Raw genomic sequence first — 18010 nt, 5'->3', positions numbered from 1 at the left:
GTGTACGGCACCCGCCGTGCCCGACCGCCCCACAGCTTGAGGTAGGACACCGTCATGACCCTGGCCCTCGACGCCGCCGCCCAGGACCTGCTCTTCCGCGAGGCCCGCACCGCCAACACCTTCTCGACGGAGCCGGTCAGCGACGAGCAGATCCAGGCGATCTACGAGCTGGTGAAGTTCGGCCCGACCGCCTTCAACCAGCAGCCGCTGCGCATCGTCCTGGTCCGCTCCGAGGAGGGCCGCGCCCGCCTGGTGCAGCACATGGCCGAGGGCAACCAGGCCAAGACCGCCGGCGCGCCGCTGGTCGCGATCCTGGCCGCCGACAACGAGTTCCACGAGGAGCTCCCGACCCAGCTGCCGCACTTCCCGCAGGCCAAGGACGTGTTCTTCAGCGAGCGCCCGGTCCGCGAGGCCTCCGCCACGCTGAACGGCGCCCTGCAGGCCGCGTACTTCATCATCGGCATCCGCGCCGCCGGCCTGGCCGCCGGCCCGATGACCGGCTACAACGCCGAGGGCATCAACAAGGAGTTCTTCGGCGACGGCGAGCACTCGGTGCTGGCCGTGGTCAACATCGGCAAGCCGGGCGAGGACGCCTGGTTCCCGCGCAGCCCGCGTCTGGCCTACGACGAGGTCGTCACCACCGTCTGAGCCGCCGCACCCGAGTCACCGCCGTCCGGGTCCGCTCCGACGCCGTGACAGCGAAGGCCCCCGCCGTTCCCGGCGGGGGCCTTTCGCGTGCCGTGGCACAGGTGTCGCTTCAGCGACGGTGCCGCTTCAGCGGCGGTGTCACTTCAGCGACTGGGCGAGCTGCGCGAGTTCCTCGTAGGAGGCGGTGCCGGTGAGCACCGTGGTGCCGGTGCTGCCGGCCGGGCGGGTCAGCGCCCGGTAGCGGTCGCCCTGCACCCGCTGCCACTCCTGGCCGTCCACCGTGGAGCTGCCGTCCGGCTTGCCGCCGGGGACGTTCTTGGCCACCACGTCGTCGGCCTTGCCGTCGCTCTGCTCGATCGCCGCGTACTGGCCGGAGGCGGTGCTGAAGCCCAGGTGCCACACGGCGTGGCCCTTGTCACTCGGGCTGTAGCTCACCGAGGTCGCGTGCCAGCCCTCCGGCAGCGGCTGCGGCCCGACCAGCGGGTACGGGGCGGCGCGCTTCGCCGACGCGAGTTCCACCTGGTACTGCACCGGATGGACGCCGCTCTTGCCGTCCGCGCTGGGGATGCTGAAGTACGCGACCGTCACCACGACGCCGACCGCCGCCATCGACAGGACCATGTCCCGTACCGTCTGGCGGCCCTTCTTGCTGCTGTCTCCTGCCACCCGCCCATGGTAGGCGGCGCTTACGGAACGCCGACGACCGGCCGCCCCGTCGCGGTGCGCGCGGAGTGCGCCGCAGACGCCCGTCCCACCTGCCGATACGATCGCATCAACCCTCGTAGCAGCGCCGGTGACCCTCCGTGACCCGATGCTGACTTGTCGTCGCGTACAGAGAGGTAACGACGATGACCACGCAGTACCCGCACCACCTTCCCAGCGCCCTGGAGGTCGCGCCGGAAGCCCCCGACCGCAACCTGGCCCTCGAACTGGTCCGGGTCACCGAGGCCGCCGCGATGGCCGCCGGCCGCTGGGTCGGCCGGGGCGACAAGAACGGCGCCGACGGCGCAGCCGTGAAGGCGATGCGCACCCTGGTGTCCACCGTCTCGATGAACGGCGTGGTCGTCATCGGCGAGGGCGAGAAGGACGAAGCCCCGATGCTGTACAACGGCGAGCGGGTCGGCGACGGCACCGGCGCCGAGTGCGACGTGGCGGTCGACCCGGTGGACGGCACCACGCTGACCGCCAAGGGCATGAACAACGCCGTCGCCGTCCTGGCCGTCGCCGACCGCGGCACCATGTTCGACCCCAGCGCGGTCTTCTACATGGACAAGCTGGTCTGCGGCCCCGAGGCGGCCGACTTCGTCGACATCACCGCCCCCGCAGCCGTCAACATCCGCCGGGTCGCCAAGGCCAAGGGCTCCGCCGTCGAGGACGTCACCGTCGTCGTCCTGGACCGGCCCCGCCACAACGACCTGGTCAAGGAGATCCGCGAGGCCGGCGCCCGGATCAAGTTCATCTCCGACGGCGACGTGGCCGGCGCGATCATGGCGGCCCGCGAGGGCACCGGCGTGGACCTGCTGATGGGCGTCGGCGGCACCCCCGAGGGCATCATCGCGGCCTGCGCGATGAAGTGCATGGGCGGCGTCATCCAGGGCCGGCTGTGGCCCAAGGACGAGGCGGAGAAGCGCAAGGCGCTGGACGCCGGCCACGACCTGGACCGGGTGCTGCACACCGACGACCTGGTCAGCGGCGAGAACGTGTTCTTCGTCGCCACCGGCATCACCGACGGCGAGCTGCTGCGCGGCGTCCACTACCGCTCGGAGACCGCCACCACCTCGTCGCTGGTGATGCGCTCCAAGAGCGGGACGATCCGGCGGATCGACTCCACCCACAAGCTGTCCAAGCTGCGGGCCTACAGCGCGATCGACTTCGACCGGGCCAACTGAGGCACCGCCGGACCAGGTCCGCACGCACATTCGGGGCCGCCGGGGAATCGCTCCCCGGCCGCCCCGGCCTCGCGGCCTTCCCGGGCCCGTTCCGCCCGCTCAGCGCGTTCGGCCGGCTCGACGCGTTCGGTCCGCCGGCTCGTCCGGCTCTCCCGGCTCAGCCCGCTATCCGTGCCGTCAGGCGCCGGGCGTCCAGCAGTTCGGCGTCGCGGCGGCGCCGGCGGGCGAGCACCACGCGGCGCTCGGCGGCCGTCAGCCCGCCCCAGACGCCGTACGGCTCGGGCTGGGCCAGCGCGTGCTCGCGGCATTCGATCAGCACCGGGCAGCGGGCGCAGACGCGCTTGGCGTGCTCCTCGCGGGAGAGCCGGGCGGCCGTCGGCTCCTTGGAGGGAGCGAAGAACAGCCCGGCCTCGTCGCTGCGGCAGGCGGCGGAGGTGTGCCAGGGGTTGTCGTCCGGATCCGGGGCCGCGGGGCGGCGGGCGGCGGCGGTGGACTCGATCGGATGCAGCACGGTGACTCCTGACCAGGCTCAAGGCTCGGGGATCGGTCGCCTCCTGCCCGACTGCCCCGTGCTCCCTCGCCGTGGCACCGTCGCCGACCCGCGGGGTCACAGCCGTACAGGAACGATGTGCGATTGGAACTACCCCGCCACCCCCGGATTCATGCACACCGCACGCAATCGACTACCCGCTGCACTCGCCGCAACGGCGAGTGCCGCCAAGCGAGTTGACGATCCAGGAGATCGCCGCAGGTCAGCCCTCCAGCTGGCGGCGGACCCATTCCTTGAGCTTCTTGCCGCGCCTCGCCTTGGCGTCGCAACCGCCGAACACCGCCGCGCCCTTGATCCGCACCACCGGCGCGTACGGGTCCGGCGAGGTCTGCTCGCGGACGTCGAAGCCGCCGAAGATGCCGGCGCCGCTGCCCTGCAGGGTGACGTTCTCCGGGACCCGGACCTCGACCCCGCCGAACACCGCGATCACCTCGATGACCACCTCGGGCGACTCGAACACCGCGTCGGTCAGGTCGATCTCGACGCCGCCGAACACCGCGATCGCCTTCAGGTGCGAACCCACCCGCCAGCGGCCCTTGCGGGCGGCGCCGCCGAACACCGCGACCATGGTGGGCGCTTCGGCCCGGGCCGGCGGCAGCGGCGGCTGCGGGGCGGGGGCCGGCGCGTCCAGCGGCGGCTTGGTCAGGTTGTGCCGGATCGGCCCCGGGTGGCTGGGCAGGTCGCGGGTGAGCGGCTCCAGTTCGCCGAACGTGCGGGCGTTGTAGGCGGCCTCGATCCGTTCGGCGTGCTCGTCGACGGTGAGCCGGCCCTCCGCGTAGGCGTCACGCAGCAGGTCGGCGACGCGTTCGCGGTCGGCGTCGGCGGCCCGGAGCTCGGCGGCCGGGCCGGTACCGGGGGCAGGGACGGGAGCCGGCGTGGGCTCGGTCTTCTTCATCGGGGCGGGCGGCTGGCCCTGCGGCTGCTGGGCGGGAGAGTTGTCCACGTCACAAGCCTAGCGAGCCCGCTCAAGGCCCGAACGCCGGTTCGACGCAATGCGCGTGGCGCACAGCGGGCGGAGCGGGCCCGGGGAGCGCAGGGTGACCCGCGTCACGCAGGTCGACCTGAGCGCCGGGGGCGCGCGCCTTGCGCCTAACCTGGAGGGTGCCTCGTCGACGACGCCGAAAGAACTGAAGGATCTCCCCCATGGCTTCAGAGTTCGCCTACCGCGACCTGCTCCCGCTCGGTGCGGACACCACCCCGTACCGCAAGCTCACCTCCGAGGGCGTCTCCACCTTCGAGGCCGGCGGCCGCACCTTCCTCCAGGTCGAGCCGGAGGCCCTGCGGCTGCTCACCGCCGAGGCGATGCACGACATCTCGCACTACCTGCGCCCGGCCCACCTGGCCCAGCTGCGCCGCATCCTGGACGACCCGGAGGCCAGCCCGAACGACCGCTTCGTGGCGCTGGACCTGCTGAAGAACGTCAACATCTCGGCCGGCGGCATCCTCCCGATGTGCCAGGACACCGGCACCGCGATCGTGATGGGCAAGCGCGGCCAGAACGTGCTGACGTCCGGTCAGGACGAGTCGGCGATCGCCCGCGGCGTGTACGACGCGTACACCAAGCTGAACCTGCGCTACTCCCAGATGGCCCCCGTGACCATGTGGGACGAGAAGAACACCGGCAACAACCTGCCGGCCCAGATCGAGCTGTACGCCACCGACGGGGACGCCTACAAGTTCCTGTTCATGGCCAAGGGCGGCGGCTCGGCGAACAAGTCGTACCTGTACCAGGAGACCAAGGCGATCCTCAACGAGTCGTCGATGCTCACCTTCCTGGAGCAGAAGATCCGCTCGCTGGGCACCGCGGCCTGCCCGCCGTACCACCTGGCGATCGTGGTCGGCGGCACCAGCGCCGAGTTCGCCCTGAAGACCGCGAAGTACGCCTCCGCGCACTACCTGGACAACCTGCCGACCGGCGGCGACGCGAAGACCGGCCACGGCTTCCGTGACCTGGAGCTGGAGCAGAAGGTCCTCGAGCTCACCCAGAAGATCGGCATCGGCGCGCAGTTCGGCGGCAAGTACTTCTGCCACGACGTCCGCGTCATCCGCCTGCCCCGGCACGGCGCCTCGCTGCCGGTCGCGATGGCCGTCTCCTGCTCGGCCGACCGCCAGGCGCTCGGCAAGATCACCGCCGAGGGCGTGTTCCTGGAGCAGCTGGAGACCGAGCCGGCCAAGTACCTGCCGGAGACCACCGACGCCCACCTGGACGGCGACGTGGTCCGCGTCGACCTCGACCAGCCGATGGCCGCGATCCGCGAGCAGCTCTCCAAGTACCCCGTGAAGACCCGGCTCTCGCTCTCCGGCACGCTGGTCGTCGCCCGCGACATCGCGCACGCCAAGATCAAGGAGCGGCTCGACCGCGGCGAGGGCATGCCGCAGTACATGAAGGACCACCCGGTCTACTACGCGGGCCCGGCGAAGACCCCCGAGGGCTACGCGTCCGGCTCCTTCGGCCCCACCACGGCCGGCCGGATGGACTCCTACGTCGACCAGTTCCAGGCCGCCGGCGGCTCGATGGTCATGCTCGCCAAGGGCAACCGCTCCAAGCAGGTCACCAAGGCCTGCAACGACCACGGCGGCTTCTACCTCGGCTCGATCGGCGGCCCGGCGGCCCGACTCGCCCAGGACTGCATCAAGAAGGTCGAGGTCCTGGAGTACCCCGAGCTCGGCATGGAGGCCGTCTGGCGCATCGAGGTCGAGGACTTCCCGGCGTTCATCGTGGTGGACGACAAGGGCAACGACTTCTTCGCCGAGGTGACCGACGGCCCGCTGATCACCAACCTGCGGGTGCGCTCGGCGCAGTGACCCGCTGAAACGGGACGAGCCCCGGCCGGTGAGGGTCGGGGCTCGTTCTGCGGGTGCGGGCGTCGGTCACGGGGTGTTCGGGATGGTACCGAGCGGCTCGAACTTCTCGTCGTCGTCCGGCGAGACCGGCTGCTCGATCCGCTCCACAGCCGGGGCGGCCGGCTGCCCGGCCAGCACCTCGAAGGCACGCTCGATCGCGCTCTGGTCGGTGGGCTCGGCGATGTGCTCGACCGGGGCCGGGGTTTGCCCCGCCTCGGGAGCGAGGGTGGTGGTCTCGTCGGCCATGGGGTGGGCCGCCTTTCAGCTGAGGATGGATCACCCGGACGACTAACCCCGGGTGCGCGGCCCAGTATCGTAGGGACCGCTAAATGTCTCATAAACGTTGCACCTCGCATCCGCTTGGTGGACGTTTGCTCGCACCCTCATAAGCTGACGCCCCCACACGACCGGCGGCAGCGTGGGGAACAGACGGTTCATCGGCCACAGGGGAGGACATGGAGCTTCAGAGCACGCGCTCCGCCGAGGCGTTGCGCTTCCAAGTGCTCGGCCCTGTCCAGGCATGGCGTGGTGACGCACCGCTGGCGCTCGGATCGCCGCAACAGCAGGCGGTCCTGGTCGCCCTGCTGCTCGGCGAGGGCCGCCCGGTGACCACCGACGACCTGGTGGACGGCATCTGGGGCGACCGGACCCCACCGCAGGCGGTCGCCGCGCTGCGCACGTACATCTCCCGGCTGCGCTCGGTGCTGGAGCCGAACCGCGAAGTCCGCAAGCCCGCCGAGGTCCTGGTCTCGGTGAGCGACGGTTACGTGCTGCGGATCTCGCCGGAGTCCCTGGACCTGGCGGTCTTCGAACAGCGGGTCGCGGAGGCCGCGAACGCGCGTGCCGAGGGAACCTTCCGCGCCGCTCACGACGGGCTGGTCTCGGCGCTCGACCTGTGGAGCGGCCGCCCGCTTCCGGGGGTGCCGGGGCCCTACGCCGAGTCGCAGCGCAGCCGGTTGACGGAGCGCCGGCTCGCGGTGGCCGAGGAGCGCTGCGCGATGGCGCTGGAGATCGGCCTGCACGCCGATGTCGTCTCCGAGCTCAACTCGCTGTCCACCGCCCACCCGCTGCGCGAACGGCTGCGCGAGCTGCTGATGCTGGCGCTCTACCGCAGCGGCCGGCAGGCCGAGTCCCTGGGCGTGTACGCGGACACCCGGAAACTGCTGATCGAGGAGCTCGGCGTCGAGCCCGGCACCGCGCTGGCCGCGATGCACGCCCGCATCCTGGCCGGCGACCCGGAGCTGATGGCGGTCCTCGCCGTGCCGCAGAAGGCCGCCTCCGAGGAGTCGACCTCCTTCGTCCCGCCGGCTCAGCTCCCGGCCGACGTATCGGACTTCAGCGGGCGCAGCAAGGTGGTCAGCGAGCTCCGGGACGTGCTGAGGGCGGGTTCCGGCCAAGCCGTGGTCGTGACGTCGCTGGCCGGCATCGGCGGCGTCGGGAAGACCACCCTCGCGGTGCACGTGGCACACCTGCTGCGGCCGGACTTCCCGGACGGGCAGCTGTACGTGGACCTGCGCGGCGCGGGCGCGTCCCCGGCCGATCCTGCGGTGGTGCTCGGTGACTTCCTGCACGCGCTGGGCGTACCCGACGCCCCTGACTCGTTGGACCAGCGCGCCGCGATGTACCGCTCGCAGCTGGCCGACAAGCGGATGCTGATCCTGCTCGACAACGCCCGCGACGCCCAGCAGTTGAGGCCGCTGATCCCGGGCGTCTCCGGCAACGCCGTGATGGTGACCAGCCGTTCGCGGCTGGCGGAGATCCCCGGCGCACACCTGGTGGACATCGAGGAGCTGACTCCGGACGAGGCGCTGGCGCTGTTCTCCGCGATCGTCGGCGTCGAGCGGGTGGCCGCCGAGCCCGAGGCCGCGCTCCAGGTGGTGACCTTCTGCGGGTTCCTGCCGCTGGCGGTCCGGATCGCCGCCGCCCGGCTGGCCAGCCGTCCGCGTTGGAGCGTCTCGGACCTCGCCCGCCGGTTAGCGGACCAGCGCAACCGGCTCCAGGAACTCCAGCTCGGCAACCTCGCCGTGGAGACCACCCTGGGGCTCGGTTACGCCCAGCTCCAGCCCGAGGAGGCCCGGGCGTTCCGGCTGCTCGCGCTGGTGGACTCGCCGGACCTGCCGCTGGCGGCCGTCGCCGCCCTGCTCGGCACCGCCGAACGGGAGGCGGAGGACCTGGCGGAGGCCCTGGTCGAGGCGAACATGCTGGAGTGCTTCACACCCGGCCGGTACCGCTACCACGACCTGCTGCGCCTCTACGCCCAGCGGCAGAACGTCAAGACCGGCGACGCGGAGAACCAGCACGCGGCGCTGCTGCGGCTGCTGGACCTGCTCCACGCCACCATCCGGAACGCCGTGCACGTGCTCGAACCCGACGACGAGCCGGTGGAGCCGCTGCACACCGCGCAGGCGCCCGGGCTGCCGTTCTCCGGCACGGCCGCGGCCCGCGAGTGGCTCCGGTCGGAGGTCGTGGTGCTGCTCGGCACGGTCGAGGCGGCGGCCAGTGGCCCGCTGGACCTGGTGCAGCCCGCCGTGGAGGTTCTCCAGAGCATGACCAGCGTGGTCGAGGACCCGTCGCTCGCACCGCGCATCCGCGGTGTGCTGCACGCCGCCGCGGCGAATCCTGCGGCCCGGAACGACGCGGGGACCCTGGCCCGGGTGCACTACGCGCTCGGCCACATGCACCAGGTGGCGGCCGAACTCACCGAGGCCGAGGAGGCGTTGGCGGCCTGCCTGGCCCTCCAGCCGGCCGAGCCCGCCACCATGCTGCGGCTGGCCACGACCAGCACCATCGCGACCGTCCTGATCATGGCGGGCCGGCCGGCCGAGGCGCTGCCGTTCTACGAACAGGCCCGCCTGCTCGTGTCCGAACTCGACGCGCCGATCAGCGAGGCACGGCTGCTCGGCAACATGGCACGCGCCTACGTCGGACTGGACCGGCACGAGGAGGCGGTGGAGGCCGCCCAGGCGGCGGTGACGGCGGCTCGGGCCTCCGGCAACGCCTCCTGCGTGGCCGACACCCTCTACCAGTTGGGCGTGGTGCTGCGGTCGACCGGCGATCCCGGCGAGGCGGCGATACACCTCCGTGAGGCGCACCAGCTGTACCGGGCCCATCAGCACCCGATCTGGGAGGGCTACTCCCTCGCCCGCCTCGCCGCCTGTCTGCTCGCGGACGGCCGGTTCGCGGCGGCGGCCGAGGCCGCGGAGGAGTCGCTGTCGATCGCGCAGGAGATCGAGGCCGCGTACTGCCAGGGCATGGCCAACGCCGCTCTCGGCGAGGCGCTGCTCGAACTCGGGCAGCCGTCGCGTGGTCTGGCGTGTCTTCAGGAGGCGTTGACGGTGTTCACGCGGCTCGGTGTGCCAGAGGCCCAGCCCGTGCAGGACCTCATCGACTCTCGGCACACCGAGCCTTCCCCTCCCCCCGCGCCGTAGGCCTTCGCTCCCCCCGTGGTACCCCCCTGGTCCCCCCATGGCGAAGGCCTGTCCCCCTGGGGCGTCAGCGTCCCCGCAGCCCCCCGGCTGCGGGAACGCTTTGACGCTTCCCCGGCGCTGAGGAAGACTCTGCCAGGCCGCGATTGACGTTCAATAAACGTCCGAAGCAATTGAATTGATCGGACATCAGGGCAGGTCAAGGGCGTGGCGTGGACCTGGCGGGCGGGGCGCGGGCGGTGGGCGTGCTCCGTTGCGGGCGACGGTGCGCCTCGGCCGGCGGACGATAATCGCCCAACGGCGCACGAGTTGGCCGGAAACGGACTCCACAGTGCGGTGATCGCGTTTATTCTCATAGGCCAGGGTCGGGAGTGGTGTGCGGACCACGACAGGTGGGGCAGGACGCGCGCGGGAGAGGTGCCCAGATCAGGTGACGGACGAACAGACTGCTGTCCCCGCCGACGCCGAACGGGCGTCCGCGGGTGAGGGCCGACGGGCCGAGCGGGCCGGTCAGGCCGCCGCGTTCGATGCGATGGGTGAGCGGTACCAGGAGGTGTTTCCGGCCAGGTCGGGCCAGTTGACCTGTGCGGGGTGGCTGCTGGAGCAGCTGCCGGCCGGGGCCCGGGTGGTGGACGTGGGCTGCGGCGCGGGTGAGCCGACCGCGCGTCAGCTGGCGGACGGCGGCCTGCGGGTGCTCGGCGTGGACCTCTCGGAGGGCATGCTGGAGCAGGCGCGGAAGGCCGTGCCGGAGGCCGAGTTCCGCCGGTTCGACGTCGTCGACCTGGCCACCGGGAACGCCGGGGAGCTCTGGGGCGTGCCCGAGCTGGGGCCGGCCGGGGCCGGCGCCTGGGACGGCGCGGCGGCGTTCTTCTCGCTGCTGATGCTGCCCCGGACGGAGATCGCCGAGGCGCTCGGCCGGATCCGCGAACTGCTGCGCCCGGGCGGCCTGCTGGCGCTGGGCATGGTGGAGGCGGACCTGGACAACGCGCCGTTGCCGTTCCTGGAGCAGGAGATCCGGGTCAGCGGCTACCTGCGCGAGGAGCTGACGGCGCTGCTGGAGCGGTCCGGCTTCGCCGTGGAGGCGGTGGACAGCCAGTCGTACGCCCCGGCGGGGTCCACGCAGCCGCCGGAGACCCAGCTGTACCTGCGCTGCCGGCGCACCGGCTGACCCGGCGGCAGCCTCCGCCCACGACGTCCTCCACATCTGCACAGAATCGGGCAGCCCGTGCGCGACCACCTGGAGCCCCTGGCGGGGCAGCAGCCCGCCGTACCCGTCCAGCGGCATCCGCCGCCGGACGGGCCGCCGCGGCTTGCCGAGCGCCTGGCGTACTTGGACGGCGCGGCCCGGCGGATCAACAGCTCGCTCGATCTGACGGCCACGCTGCGCAATCTGGGCCGGGTGCTGGTGCCCGAGCTCGCGGACGCCCTGGTGGTGCTGGTCCGCGACCCGCTGCCGGACGTCGAACGCGACCTCGGGCGGCCGCGCGCGCTGCGGGTGCTGCACACCGTCGGGACGCGGCTGGGCCGCCGCGGCGGGCTGCGCCCGGTGCCGCCCGGCAGCGCGCTGGAGCGTGCCCTGGAACGGCGGGCGCCGCACGGGCCGCTGGTGCTGGACGAGGGGCGCGGCGGCCTGCCCGCCGAACTGCTGGGCGCCCGGGCGCTGGGCCGGCTGCCCGCGGGGACGGCGCTGCTGGCGCTGCCGCTGCACGGGCGGCAGGCGGCGCTGGGCATGCTGCTGCTGATCCGGCGCCCGGCGGCGGACGGGCAGCCGGTGTCGTTCGACCCGGCGGACACCGCGACGGCCGCGCACCTGGCGACCCATGCGGGCCTGGCCGTGGACACCGCGCTGCGCTACACCCGCGAGTGGGAGATCGCCGACGAGTTGCAGCGCTCGATGCTGCCCGCGCACCTCCCGCAGCCGCACGGCGTGCGCCTGGCGCACCGCTACCTGCCGGGCGAGCGCGGGGCGCAGGTCGGCGGCGACTGGTACGACTCGATCCCGCTGCCGGGCAACCGGGTGGCGCTGATCGTCGGCGACGTGATGGGCCACTCGCTGACCTCGGCCGCGGTGATGGGCCAGCTGCGCACCTCCGCGCAGACCCTGGCGGGCCTCGACCTGCCGCCGCACGAGGTGCTGTACCACCTCGACGAGCAGGCCCAACGCCTGGGCCGCGAGCACCACTTGGCGACCTGCGTGTACGCGGTGTACGACCCGATCGCGGGCCGGGTGGTGATAGCCAGCGCCGGGCACGTGCCGCCGGTGCTGGTCGCCCCGGACGGCTCCAGCGAGCTGCTGGACCTGCCGCCGGGCGCGCCGATCGGCGTCGGCGGCGTGGACTTCACCTCGGTGGAGCTGGCCGCCCCGCCCGGCTCGGCGCTGCTGCTGTTCACCGACGGCCTGGTGGAGACCCGCCGCCGCCCGCTGGGCACCGGCCTGGAACTGCTGCGGGCCCGGCTGGAGGGCGCGCACCGGCTCGCCCCGGAGCAGCTCTGCCAGGAGGCGCTGCGGATCCTGCCGCCGGGCGACCGGGCCGACGACATCGCACTGCTGGCCGCGGCGTTCGACGGCATCCCCGCCGCCGACGTCGCCTACTGGTACCTCCAGCCGCGCCACGAGACGCCCGGCCGGGCCCGCCGGCTGGCCGGGCACGCGCTGCACAACTGGGGCCTGGACCATCTGCGCGAGAACTGCGAGTTGATGGTCAGCGAGCTGGTCACCAACGCGATCCGGCACGCCACCCGCCCGGTGACGCTCCGGCTGGTCCGCACCTCCCGGCTCCGCTGCGAGGTCGGCGACGACTCGGCCGCCCTCCCCCGCACCCGCCGGGTCGGCCCGGACGAGGAGCGCGGCCGCGGCCTGCAGATAGTCGCCCGCTGCGCGGACCGCTGGGGCGCGACCCGGTTGGGCGCCGGCAAGGTGGTCTGGTTCGAGCAGCGCATCTGAGCCCGGGCCGGACGCCGGTCAGACGGTGAACCTGCCGTCGGTGGCGGTGAGTTCGTCCAGTGCGGCGAGGACGTCGGGGCCGAGGACGGCGAGGGCCAGGGGGCGGGTGCGGTGCAGGCCGAGGACGGTGCGCAGGACGTCGGCGTGGTGGATCTCGCGCAGCGCCGCCGCGTACTCGTCGGCCTCGGTGGGGCCCGCGGCGTGCCAGGTCAGCAGCAGGGCCTTGACCACGGCGAACATCATCCGCCGGCCGCGCACCAGTTCGGGCCGCTCGTTGAGACCGAACACCTCGATGGTGGCCTCGCCCCGGACGGTGAGCGGGTCGTACGCGCCGGAGTCCAGGTAGAGCACCAGGTGGTCGGCCGGATCCTCCCGGCACGGGTCGACCAGCAGGCCGTCGCCGGTGGCCGGGTCGCGCGGGAAGCGGTCGCGTTTGCGGTTGCTGTTGCAGTGCGCGCACGCCAGCAGGTGGTTCTGCCAGTCGAAGGTGCGCAGCGGCGCCTGGGCGATCGGCTCGAAGTGGTCGATGTCGGTGCCCAGGTTGTCCCCGCAGTACATGCAGCGTTCCAACCCCGGCGCCATCTGCCGCAGCATCAACCGCAGTTGGGCCTTCGGGCGGACGGCCTTGCGCCACGCGGCGCGGCCGGACGCGGTGGACGGGCCGGCCGCCCGGATGCCGGCGGTGGCACGGTCGAGGTCGGCGGCCAGCCTGGGCTGCAGGGCGGGCCGCCGGAGCGGGATCACCGGTCGCGGCCGAGCAGCCGCGCGGTGACCTCGTCGACCCGGGCGGTCAGCGAGCTGTTCAGCTTCGCCCCGAGCTCCCGGTACTCGGCGAGTTCCGCGTCGGTGGCCCGGCCCGCGTACATCTTGCGCTCCAGCCTCACCAGCAGCCGGCGTTCGGCCTCGGCGGCCGGCGAGTAGGCGCTGGGCAGGCCGAACAGTTCGGACAGCACGGTGTCCTCGCCGCTGCCGTACAGCACCCGCTGGCGCAGGTCCTCGTCCAGCCGGTGCGGGGCGAAGTCCTCGGCGGGGCCGGGCAGTCGGATCAGCGCGCCCGGATCGGCGGCCTGGCAGACGTAGGGGCTGTGGGTGGCGACCAGGAACTGGGCGTGCGGGAAGTGCTCGGTCAGCCACGGTCCGATCCGCTGCTGCCACACCGGGTGCAGGTGGCGGTCCACGTCGTCGATCAGCACCGGGCCGGTTCGCGGGGCCGCCGCGAGACGGCCGACCAGCCGGGCCAACGCGGCGACGCCGTCGCCGAGTTCGTCCAGCGGCAGCTCCAGCGTCCCGTTCGCCACGTACTGCCGCCGCGCATCGCTGACCCGCCAGCCGGCGGGCAGCACGCCGTCCACCGGTTCGGCGTCCAGCGCGACACCGCGGCCCTCGGCGGGATCCACGAACAGCGCCTGCGGCGCGGGCGTCACCTCCACCCGGCCCCCGGGGTCACCCGGCAGCGCCCCGAGCGCCACCCCGACCGCCCGGAGCAGCGTGCTCTTCCCGCTCCCGTTCGGCCCGGCCACCACCGTCCACCCCGGCCCCGGCGGCACCGTCACATCGACGGCCCGCGCACCGGCGAAGCACTTCACCCCGTCGATCCTGATCCGCGACACGTACACCCGGCCACCCCCTGGCTCGCTCCCGCAGGGTAGTTATGCCCACCGCCGGCCCACCCACCCGTGCCCCGCCACGCCCCGCGCAGCGGGTTGTCCGGCGTGCGCCCGGGCGGCGGGGCCACGGGTCGGCGGGCGCAGGGGTCAGGCGGCGATGCGAACGGGGAGGCCCCGGAGGGCGTCCCGGAGGGCGGCCGCGAAGCGGTCGTACTCCGGGGTGCGGGCGGAGCCGGGGCGGTGGGCGAGGCCGATGCGGCGGCCGGGGGTGGGGGCGGCGAAGCGGACGGCGGCGAGGCGGTCGCTGCGACCGGTCTCGACGTCGAGCGCGGTGGCGGGGAGCAGGGTGACGCCGAGGCCGCCGGCGACCAGTTGGACCAGGGTGGAGAGTCCGGCGGCGCGGGTGCTCCCGCCGGAGACGTCGGCGCCGACCTCGCGGCAGATGTCGAGGGCCTGGTCGCGCAGGCAGTGGCCCTCCTCCAGCAGCAGGACGTCGAGGTCGAGCAGGGCGTCCCGGGGTACGTCGATCCGGCCGGCGAGTTCGTGCTCGGGCGGCACGATCAGCACGAAGTCCTCGTCGAACAGCGGGATTTCGGCCACCGGCGCGCTCCCGCCGGCGGGCAGGGCGAGCAGCAGCAGATCGAGCCGTCCGGTGGCCAGGCCGTCCAGCAGGGAGGGGGTGCGTTCCTCGTGGACGTGCAGTTCGAGGTCGGGGTAGGCGTCGCGGACCAGGCGCAGGACGGTCGGCAGCAGGTAGGGCGCGACGGTCGGGATCACGCCGAGGTGCAGCGGCCCGGTGAAGGGGCGGCGGGCGGCCTCGACCTCCTCGGCGAGGGCGTGCAGCGCGGACAGCACCTCCCTGGCGTGGGCGGCGACCCGCTCCCCGAGCGGGGTGATCATGACGCGTCGGGTGGTGCGTTCCACCAGCTGCGCGCCGAGGGCCTCCTCCAGTGCGGCGACCGCGCCGGACAGCGCGGACTGGCTGGTGCCGATCGCGGCGGCGGCCTCCCGGAAGTGCAGGTGTTCCGCGACGGCGGCGAAGGCCCGCAGCTGGGAGACGGTGGGGGTGCGTTGCGTAGGGTGCTTCACGGCCGCGCTTCCTGAGTGGATCCGGTGCTGCCACCAGTGTGCCGCACTGATCGGGATTGCCTATCGGGCAAAGCAGCAGATCCGATTTCACTGATCAGTAGCCCCTGTGCGACGCTGGGAATGTCCGCAATTCGGACAACCCTCATCTCAACCCCTGGAGAAGCGACGTGCTGACGATCGGTGACAAGTTCCCCGAGTTCGAACTCAACGCCTGCGTGGACCTCGACGCCGCGAACGCCTTCGCCGAGATCAACCACAAGTCCTACGAGGGCAAGTGGAAGGTCGTGTTCTTCTGGCCGATGGACTTCACCTTCGTCTGCCCGACCGAGATCGCCGCGTTCGGCAAGCTGAACGATGAGTTCGCCGACCGTGACGCCCAGATCCTCGGCGTCTCCGGCGACTCGGAGTACGTCCACCACGCGTGGCGCAAGGACCACAAGGACCTGCGCGACCTGCCCTTCCCGATGCTGGCCGACGTCAAGCACGAGCTGATGCGCGCCTGCGGCGTCGAGGGCGCGGACGGCACCGCCCAGCGTGCGGTGTTCATCGTGGACCCGAACAACGAGATCCAGTTCGTCATGGTGACCGCCGGCTCCGTCGGCCGTAACCCCAAGGAGGTCCTGCGGGTGCTGGACGCCCTGCAGACCGACGAGCTGTGCCCGTGCAACTGGAACAAGGGCGAGGACACCCTCGACGCCCAGGCCCTGCTGGCCGGCTGACCGCCATGGCTCTCGACGAACTCAAGGCCGCCCTGCCGGACTACGCCAAGGACCTGAAGCTCAACCTGGGCTCGGTCATCGGCAACTCGGACCTGCCGGAGCAGCAGCTCTGGGGCACCGTGCTCGCCTGCGCGATGGCGACCGGCTCCTCGGCCGTGCTGCGCGAGCTGGAGCCCGAGGCCAAGTCGCACCTGACCCCGGAGGCCTACCAGGCCGCCAAGGGCGCTGCCGCGATCATGGCGATGAACAACGTCTACTACCGGACGCTGCACCTGCTCTCCGACAAGGAGTACGGGACGATGCGGGCCGGTCTGCGGATGAACATCATCGGCAACCCGGGCGTCGACAAGGTCGACTTCGAGCTGTGGTGCTTCGCGGTCTCCGCGATCAACGGCTGCGGCCAGTGCCTCGACTCGCACGAGGGCGTGCTGCGCAAGGCCGGTGTCGAGCGTGAGGTCATCCAGGCCTCCGTCAAGATCGCCGCCACCGTCCAGGCCGTCGCCTCGGTGCTGGACGCCGAAGCCCAGCTGGCGTAGCGCACCACCCGCGACGCGCCGCTCATGACGCGTCGGCCACGACGCGCCGGCTGCGACGCCCGGGGCGCGACGTACCACGACGAGGCCCCGTCCGGGAGGAGTTCTCCTCCCGGACGGGGCCTCGTCGTGTTCTCCGCCTACTGCTTCCGGGCCGCCTCGATCGCCTGGAAGACCTCCTGGCCGGCCGCATTGCGCTGCCGCAGGTGCCCGGTGACGGTGTTGGTCACCGCGATCAGCGGCACCGCCACGATCGCGCCCGCGATGCCGCCGACGATGGAGCCCGCGGCGACGCCGAGCACCACGGCCAGCGGGTGGACCCGCACCGCCCGGCCGAGGATCAGCGGCTGCAGGATGTGGCCCTCCAGCTGCTGGACGAGGACCAGCACCACCAGCGCCATCAGCGCCTTGAACGGTCCGACGGTCACCAGCGCGATCAGCACGGCCAGGGTGCCGGTGACCAGCGCGCCGACCAGCGGCACGAACGCGCCCAGGAAGATGATCACCGCGAGCGGCATCGCCATCGGCACGCCGAGCAGTTGGAGCCCGATCCCGATGCACAGCGCGTCGATGAAGGCGACGACGACGGTGCCGCGGACGTAGGCGGTCAGCGTGGTCCAGGCCTTGGGCCCGGCGCCGGCCATCGCGTGCCGGGAGTGCCGGGGCAGCCCGCGCAGGATCCAGCTCCAGATCCCGGCGCCGTCGTACAGCAGGAAGAAGATGGTGAAGGCGGTCAGCGCGATGCCGGTGAGCAGCTCGACGGCGATGCTGACGCCGGTGAAGCCGGCCGAGGTGAGCTGGTCGGAGTTCTTGCCGATGGACGTGGTGATCTGGTTGGTGAAGTTGTCCAGCTGGTCCTGCGTCAGGTGGAACGGCCCGTTGACCAGCCAGTCGCGCAGCTGCCGGACACCGTCCTGGGCCTTGACGGTGACCCGGTCGAGGTTGGTGGACACCTGCCAGAACACGAACCAGCCGACCAGTCCGATGCCGGCCAGGCCGGACAGGAAGGTGCCGGCCGCGGCCACCGAGCGCGGGACGCCGTGCCGGCGCAGCCAGGAGACGGTGGGCTCCAGCAGCGCGGAGATCAGCAGCGCGGCGAGCACCGAGAAGGCGACCAGTCGCAGCGTGTCGATGACCCGGAAGACCACGTACAGCGCGACGCCGAGCAGCAGCAGTCGCCAGGTGGACTCGGCGGCGACCCGCAGCGTCCACGGCACCGCGTCGACCGGGTTGGCGGGCCGGCCGGGCGGGGCGGCGGGCGGCTGTTCGGCGCTGCGCGGGGCAGGGACGGTCGGTTCGGTCCGCACGGCCGCTCCTTCCGGGGGCGCGACGGCGGGCGCCCGGCCGTCGGCCGAATCACCACCGTGCTCGGCAAGTTGACGGGCCGTCTGTTCGACGGTGCGCTGCGCGGCCCGCTCGGCGGCGAGTTCGACGGCCTGCTCGGTGGCGAGGGCCTGCGCCTCGGCGGTGATGGCCGCGCGGCGGCGGCGTTCCGCGGCGGCGAACAGGCCGGCCGCGACGGCGCCTATCTTGGCGAGGCCGCGCCAGCGGCCTCCGCTCGTCTCTTCCGTCACTGCACCGGTCTCCCCCGCGTTCGTCCGCTGTTCCGCGGCCGCAGGTCGCGCGGCCGTCGGTGAGGAACGCTACCTGCCCCCGGGTCCCCCGGTCGCCGGAGATACCCGGACCGCTTCCAGGAGGTTCCGGGCAAATCATCACCAATACGCCCGTTTCGTCCGCCAGGATCGGGGAAGGGGCCTGGCAG

General features: G+C 72.8%; 16 protein-coding genes. 8 read left to right on the top strand and 8 right to left on the bottom strand.

Annotated features, from left to right (window positions below; translation table 11 throughout):
- The first annotated feature begins 54 nt into the window (after window positions 1-54).
- Entirely contained in the window at window positions 55-648 is a 594-nt protein-coding gene (locus tag ACIQF6_RS11375; protein WP_400893057.1) for a malonic semialdehyde reductase, read from the top strand.
- Between the two features lie 138 nt (window positions 649-786).
- Here the strand turns inward: ACIQF6_RS11375 and ACIQF6_RS11370 are convergent, their stop codons facing one another.
- A complete protein-coding gene (locus ACIQF6_RS11370) occupies window positions 787-1314 on the bottom strand; it encodes a DUF4245 domain-containing protein (protein ID WP_400893055.1) in 528 nt (175 codons plus the stop codon).
- A 182-nt stretch (window positions 1315-1496) separates the two neighbouring features.
- On the opposite strand from ACIQF6_RS11370, the gene glpX reads away from it, so the two are divergent.
- Complete coding sequence (gene glpX, locus ACIQF6_RS11365; protein ID WP_400893052.1) at window positions 1497-2537, top strand: class II fructose-bisphosphatase; 1041 nt, start codon at window positions 1497-1499, stop codon at window positions 2535-2537.
- Between the two features lie 157 nt (window positions 2538-2694).
- On the opposite strand, the gene ACIQF6_RS11360 is transcribed toward glpX, so the two are convergent.
- Window positions 2695-3048 (bottom strand): WhiB family transcriptional regulator, encoded by a 354-nt coding sequence (locus ACIQF6_RS11360; protein ID WP_400893049.1) that lies wholly within the window; start codon window positions 3046-3048, stop codon window positions 2695-2697.
- Between the two features lie 241 nt (window positions 3049-3289).
- Window positions 3290-4030 (bottom strand): DUF1707 domain-containing protein, encoded by a 741-nt coding sequence (locus ACIQF6_RS11355; protein WP_400893046.1) that lies wholly within the window; start codon window positions 4028-4030, stop codon window positions 3290-3292.
- Between the two features lie 200 nt (window positions 4031-4230).
- On the opposite strand from ACIQF6_RS11355, the gene ACIQF6_RS11350 reads away from it, so the two are divergent.
- A complete protein-coding gene (locus ACIQF6_RS11350; protein WP_400893044.1) occupies window positions 4231-5892 on the top strand; it encodes a fumarate hydratase in 1662 nt (553 codons plus the stop codon).
- Window positions 5893-5958: 66 nt separating this feature from the next.
- Here ACIQF6_RS11350 and ACIQF6_RS11345 read toward each other — a convergent pair whose 3' ends face one another.
- A complete protein-coding gene (locus ACIQF6_RS11345) occupies window positions 5959-6177 on the bottom strand; it encodes a hypothetical protein (RefSeq protein WP_400893042.1) in 219 nt (72 codons plus the stop codon).
- A 209-nt stretch (window positions 6178-6386) separates the two neighbouring features.
- Here ACIQF6_RS11345 and ACIQF6_RS11340 point away from each other — a divergent pair, with 209 nt between their 5' ends.
- The 3 genes from ACIQF6_RS11340 to ACIQF6_RS11330 all read left to right on the top strand — a co-directional run bounded on the left by ACIQF6_RS11340 (window position 6387) and on the right by ACIQF6_RS11330 (window position 12300).
- Window positions 6387-9359: a BTAD domain-containing putative transcriptional regulator gene (locus ACIQF6_RS11340; RefSeq protein WP_400893040.1), complete on the top strand. Its 2973-nt coding sequence runs from the start codon at window positions 6387-6389 to the stop codon at window positions 9357-9359.
- Between the two features lie 427 nt (window positions 9360-9786).
- Complete coding sequence (locus tag ACIQF6_RS11335) at window positions 9787-10524, top strand: class I SAM-dependent methyltransferase (protein WP_400893038.1); 738 nt, start codon at window positions 9787-9789, stop codon at window positions 10522-10524.
- 57 nt (window positions 10525-10581) lie between these two features.
- The gene (locus ACIQF6_RS11330) at window positions 10582-12300 is read left to right on the top strand and encodes a SpoIIE family protein phosphatase (protein WP_400893035.1); all 1719 of its coding nucleotides are present in this window, start codon (window positions 10582-10584) and stop codon (window positions 12298-12300) included.
- 18 nt (window positions 12301-12318) lie between these two features.
- Here the strand turns inward: ACIQF6_RS11330 and ACIQF6_RS11325 are convergent, their stop codons facing one another.
- The 3 genes from ACIQF6_RS11325 to ACIQF6_RS11315 all read right to left on the bottom strand — a co-directional run bounded on the left by ACIQF6_RS11325 (window position 12319) and on the right by ACIQF6_RS11315 (window position 14996).
- Complete coding sequence (locus tag ACIQF6_RS11325; protein ID WP_400893033.1) at window positions 12319-13044, bottom strand: HNH endonuclease; 726 nt, start codon at window positions 13042-13044, stop codon at window positions 12319-12321.
- Entirely contained in the window at window positions 13041-13910 is an 870-nt protein-coding gene (locus tag ACIQF6_RS11320) for an AAA family ATPase (protein WP_400893030.1), read from the bottom strand. The genes ACIQF6_RS11325 and ACIQF6_RS11320 overlap by 4 nt, the downstream gene beginning before the upstream one ends.
- 144 nt (window positions 13911-14054) lie before the next feature.
- Window positions 14055-14996, bottom strand: coding sequence for a LysR substrate-binding domain-containing protein (locus ACIQF6_RS11315; protein WP_400893028.1), 942 nt, complete (start codon window positions 14994-14996; stop codon window positions 14055-14057).
- Window positions 14997-15163: 167 nt separating this feature from the next.
- Here ACIQF6_RS11315 and ACIQF6_RS11310 point away from each other — a divergent pair, with 167 nt between their 5' ends.
- Window positions 15164-15715: a peroxiredoxin gene (locus tag ACIQF6_RS11310; protein WP_400893026.1), complete on the top strand. Its 552-nt coding sequence runs from the start codon at window positions 15164-15166 to the stop codon at window positions 15713-15715.
- Window positions 15716-15720: 5 nt separating this feature from the next.
- On the top strand, window positions 15721-16251 hold the full coding sequence (locus ACIQF6_RS11305; RefSeq protein ID WP_400893023.1) for an alkyl hydroperoxide reductase: 531 nt from the start codon (window positions 15721-15723) through the stop codon (window positions 16249-16251).
- A gap of 137 nt (window positions 16252-16388) precedes the next feature.
- On the opposite strand, the gene ACIQF6_RS11300 is transcribed toward ACIQF6_RS11305, so the two are convergent.
- On the bottom strand, window positions 16389-17822 hold the full coding sequence (locus ACIQF6_RS11300) for an AI-2E family transporter (protein ID WP_400893021.1): 1434 nt from the start codon (window positions 17820-17822) through the stop codon (window positions 16389-16391).
- Between the last annotated feature and the right edge of the window lie 188 nt (window positions 17823-18010).

It is taken from the genome of Kitasatospora sp. NPDC092948 (assembly GCF_044754805.1).
Lineage (GTDB): Bacteria > Actinomycetota > Actinomycetes > Streptomycetales > Streptomycetaceae > Kitasatospora.
This window is presented reverse-complemented; position numbering and strand designations above follow the sequence as displayed.

What these genes read in the sequence shown, in the direction of transcription:
- glpX (WP_400893052.1), top strand. Translation starts at nt 1,497, where the DNA reads ATGACCACGCAGTACCCGCACCACCTTCCCAGCGCCCTGGAGGTCGCG.
- ACIQF6_RS11345 (WP_400893042.1), bottom strand. Translation starts at nt 6,177, where the DNA reads ATGGCCGACGAGACCACCACCCTCGCTCCCGAGGCGGGGCAAACCCCG.
- ACIQF6_RS11350 (WP_400893044.1), top strand. Translation starts at nt 4,231, where the DNA reads ATGGCTTCAGAGTTCGCCTACCGCGACCTGCTCCCGCTCGGTGCGGAC.
- ACIQF6_RS11375 (WP_400893057.1), top strand. Translation starts at nt 55, where the DNA reads ATGACCCTGGCCCTCGACGCCGCCGCCCAGGACCTGCTCTTCCGCGAG.
- ACIQF6_RS11340 (WP_400893040.1), top strand. Translation starts at nt 6,387, where the DNA reads ATGGAGCTTCAGAGCACGCGCTCCGCCGAGGCGTTGCGCTTCCAAGTG.
- ACIQF6_RS11305 (WP_400893023.1), top strand. Translation starts at nt 15,721, where the DNA reads ATGGCTCTCGACGAACTCAAGGCCGCCCTGCCGGACTACGCCAAGGAC.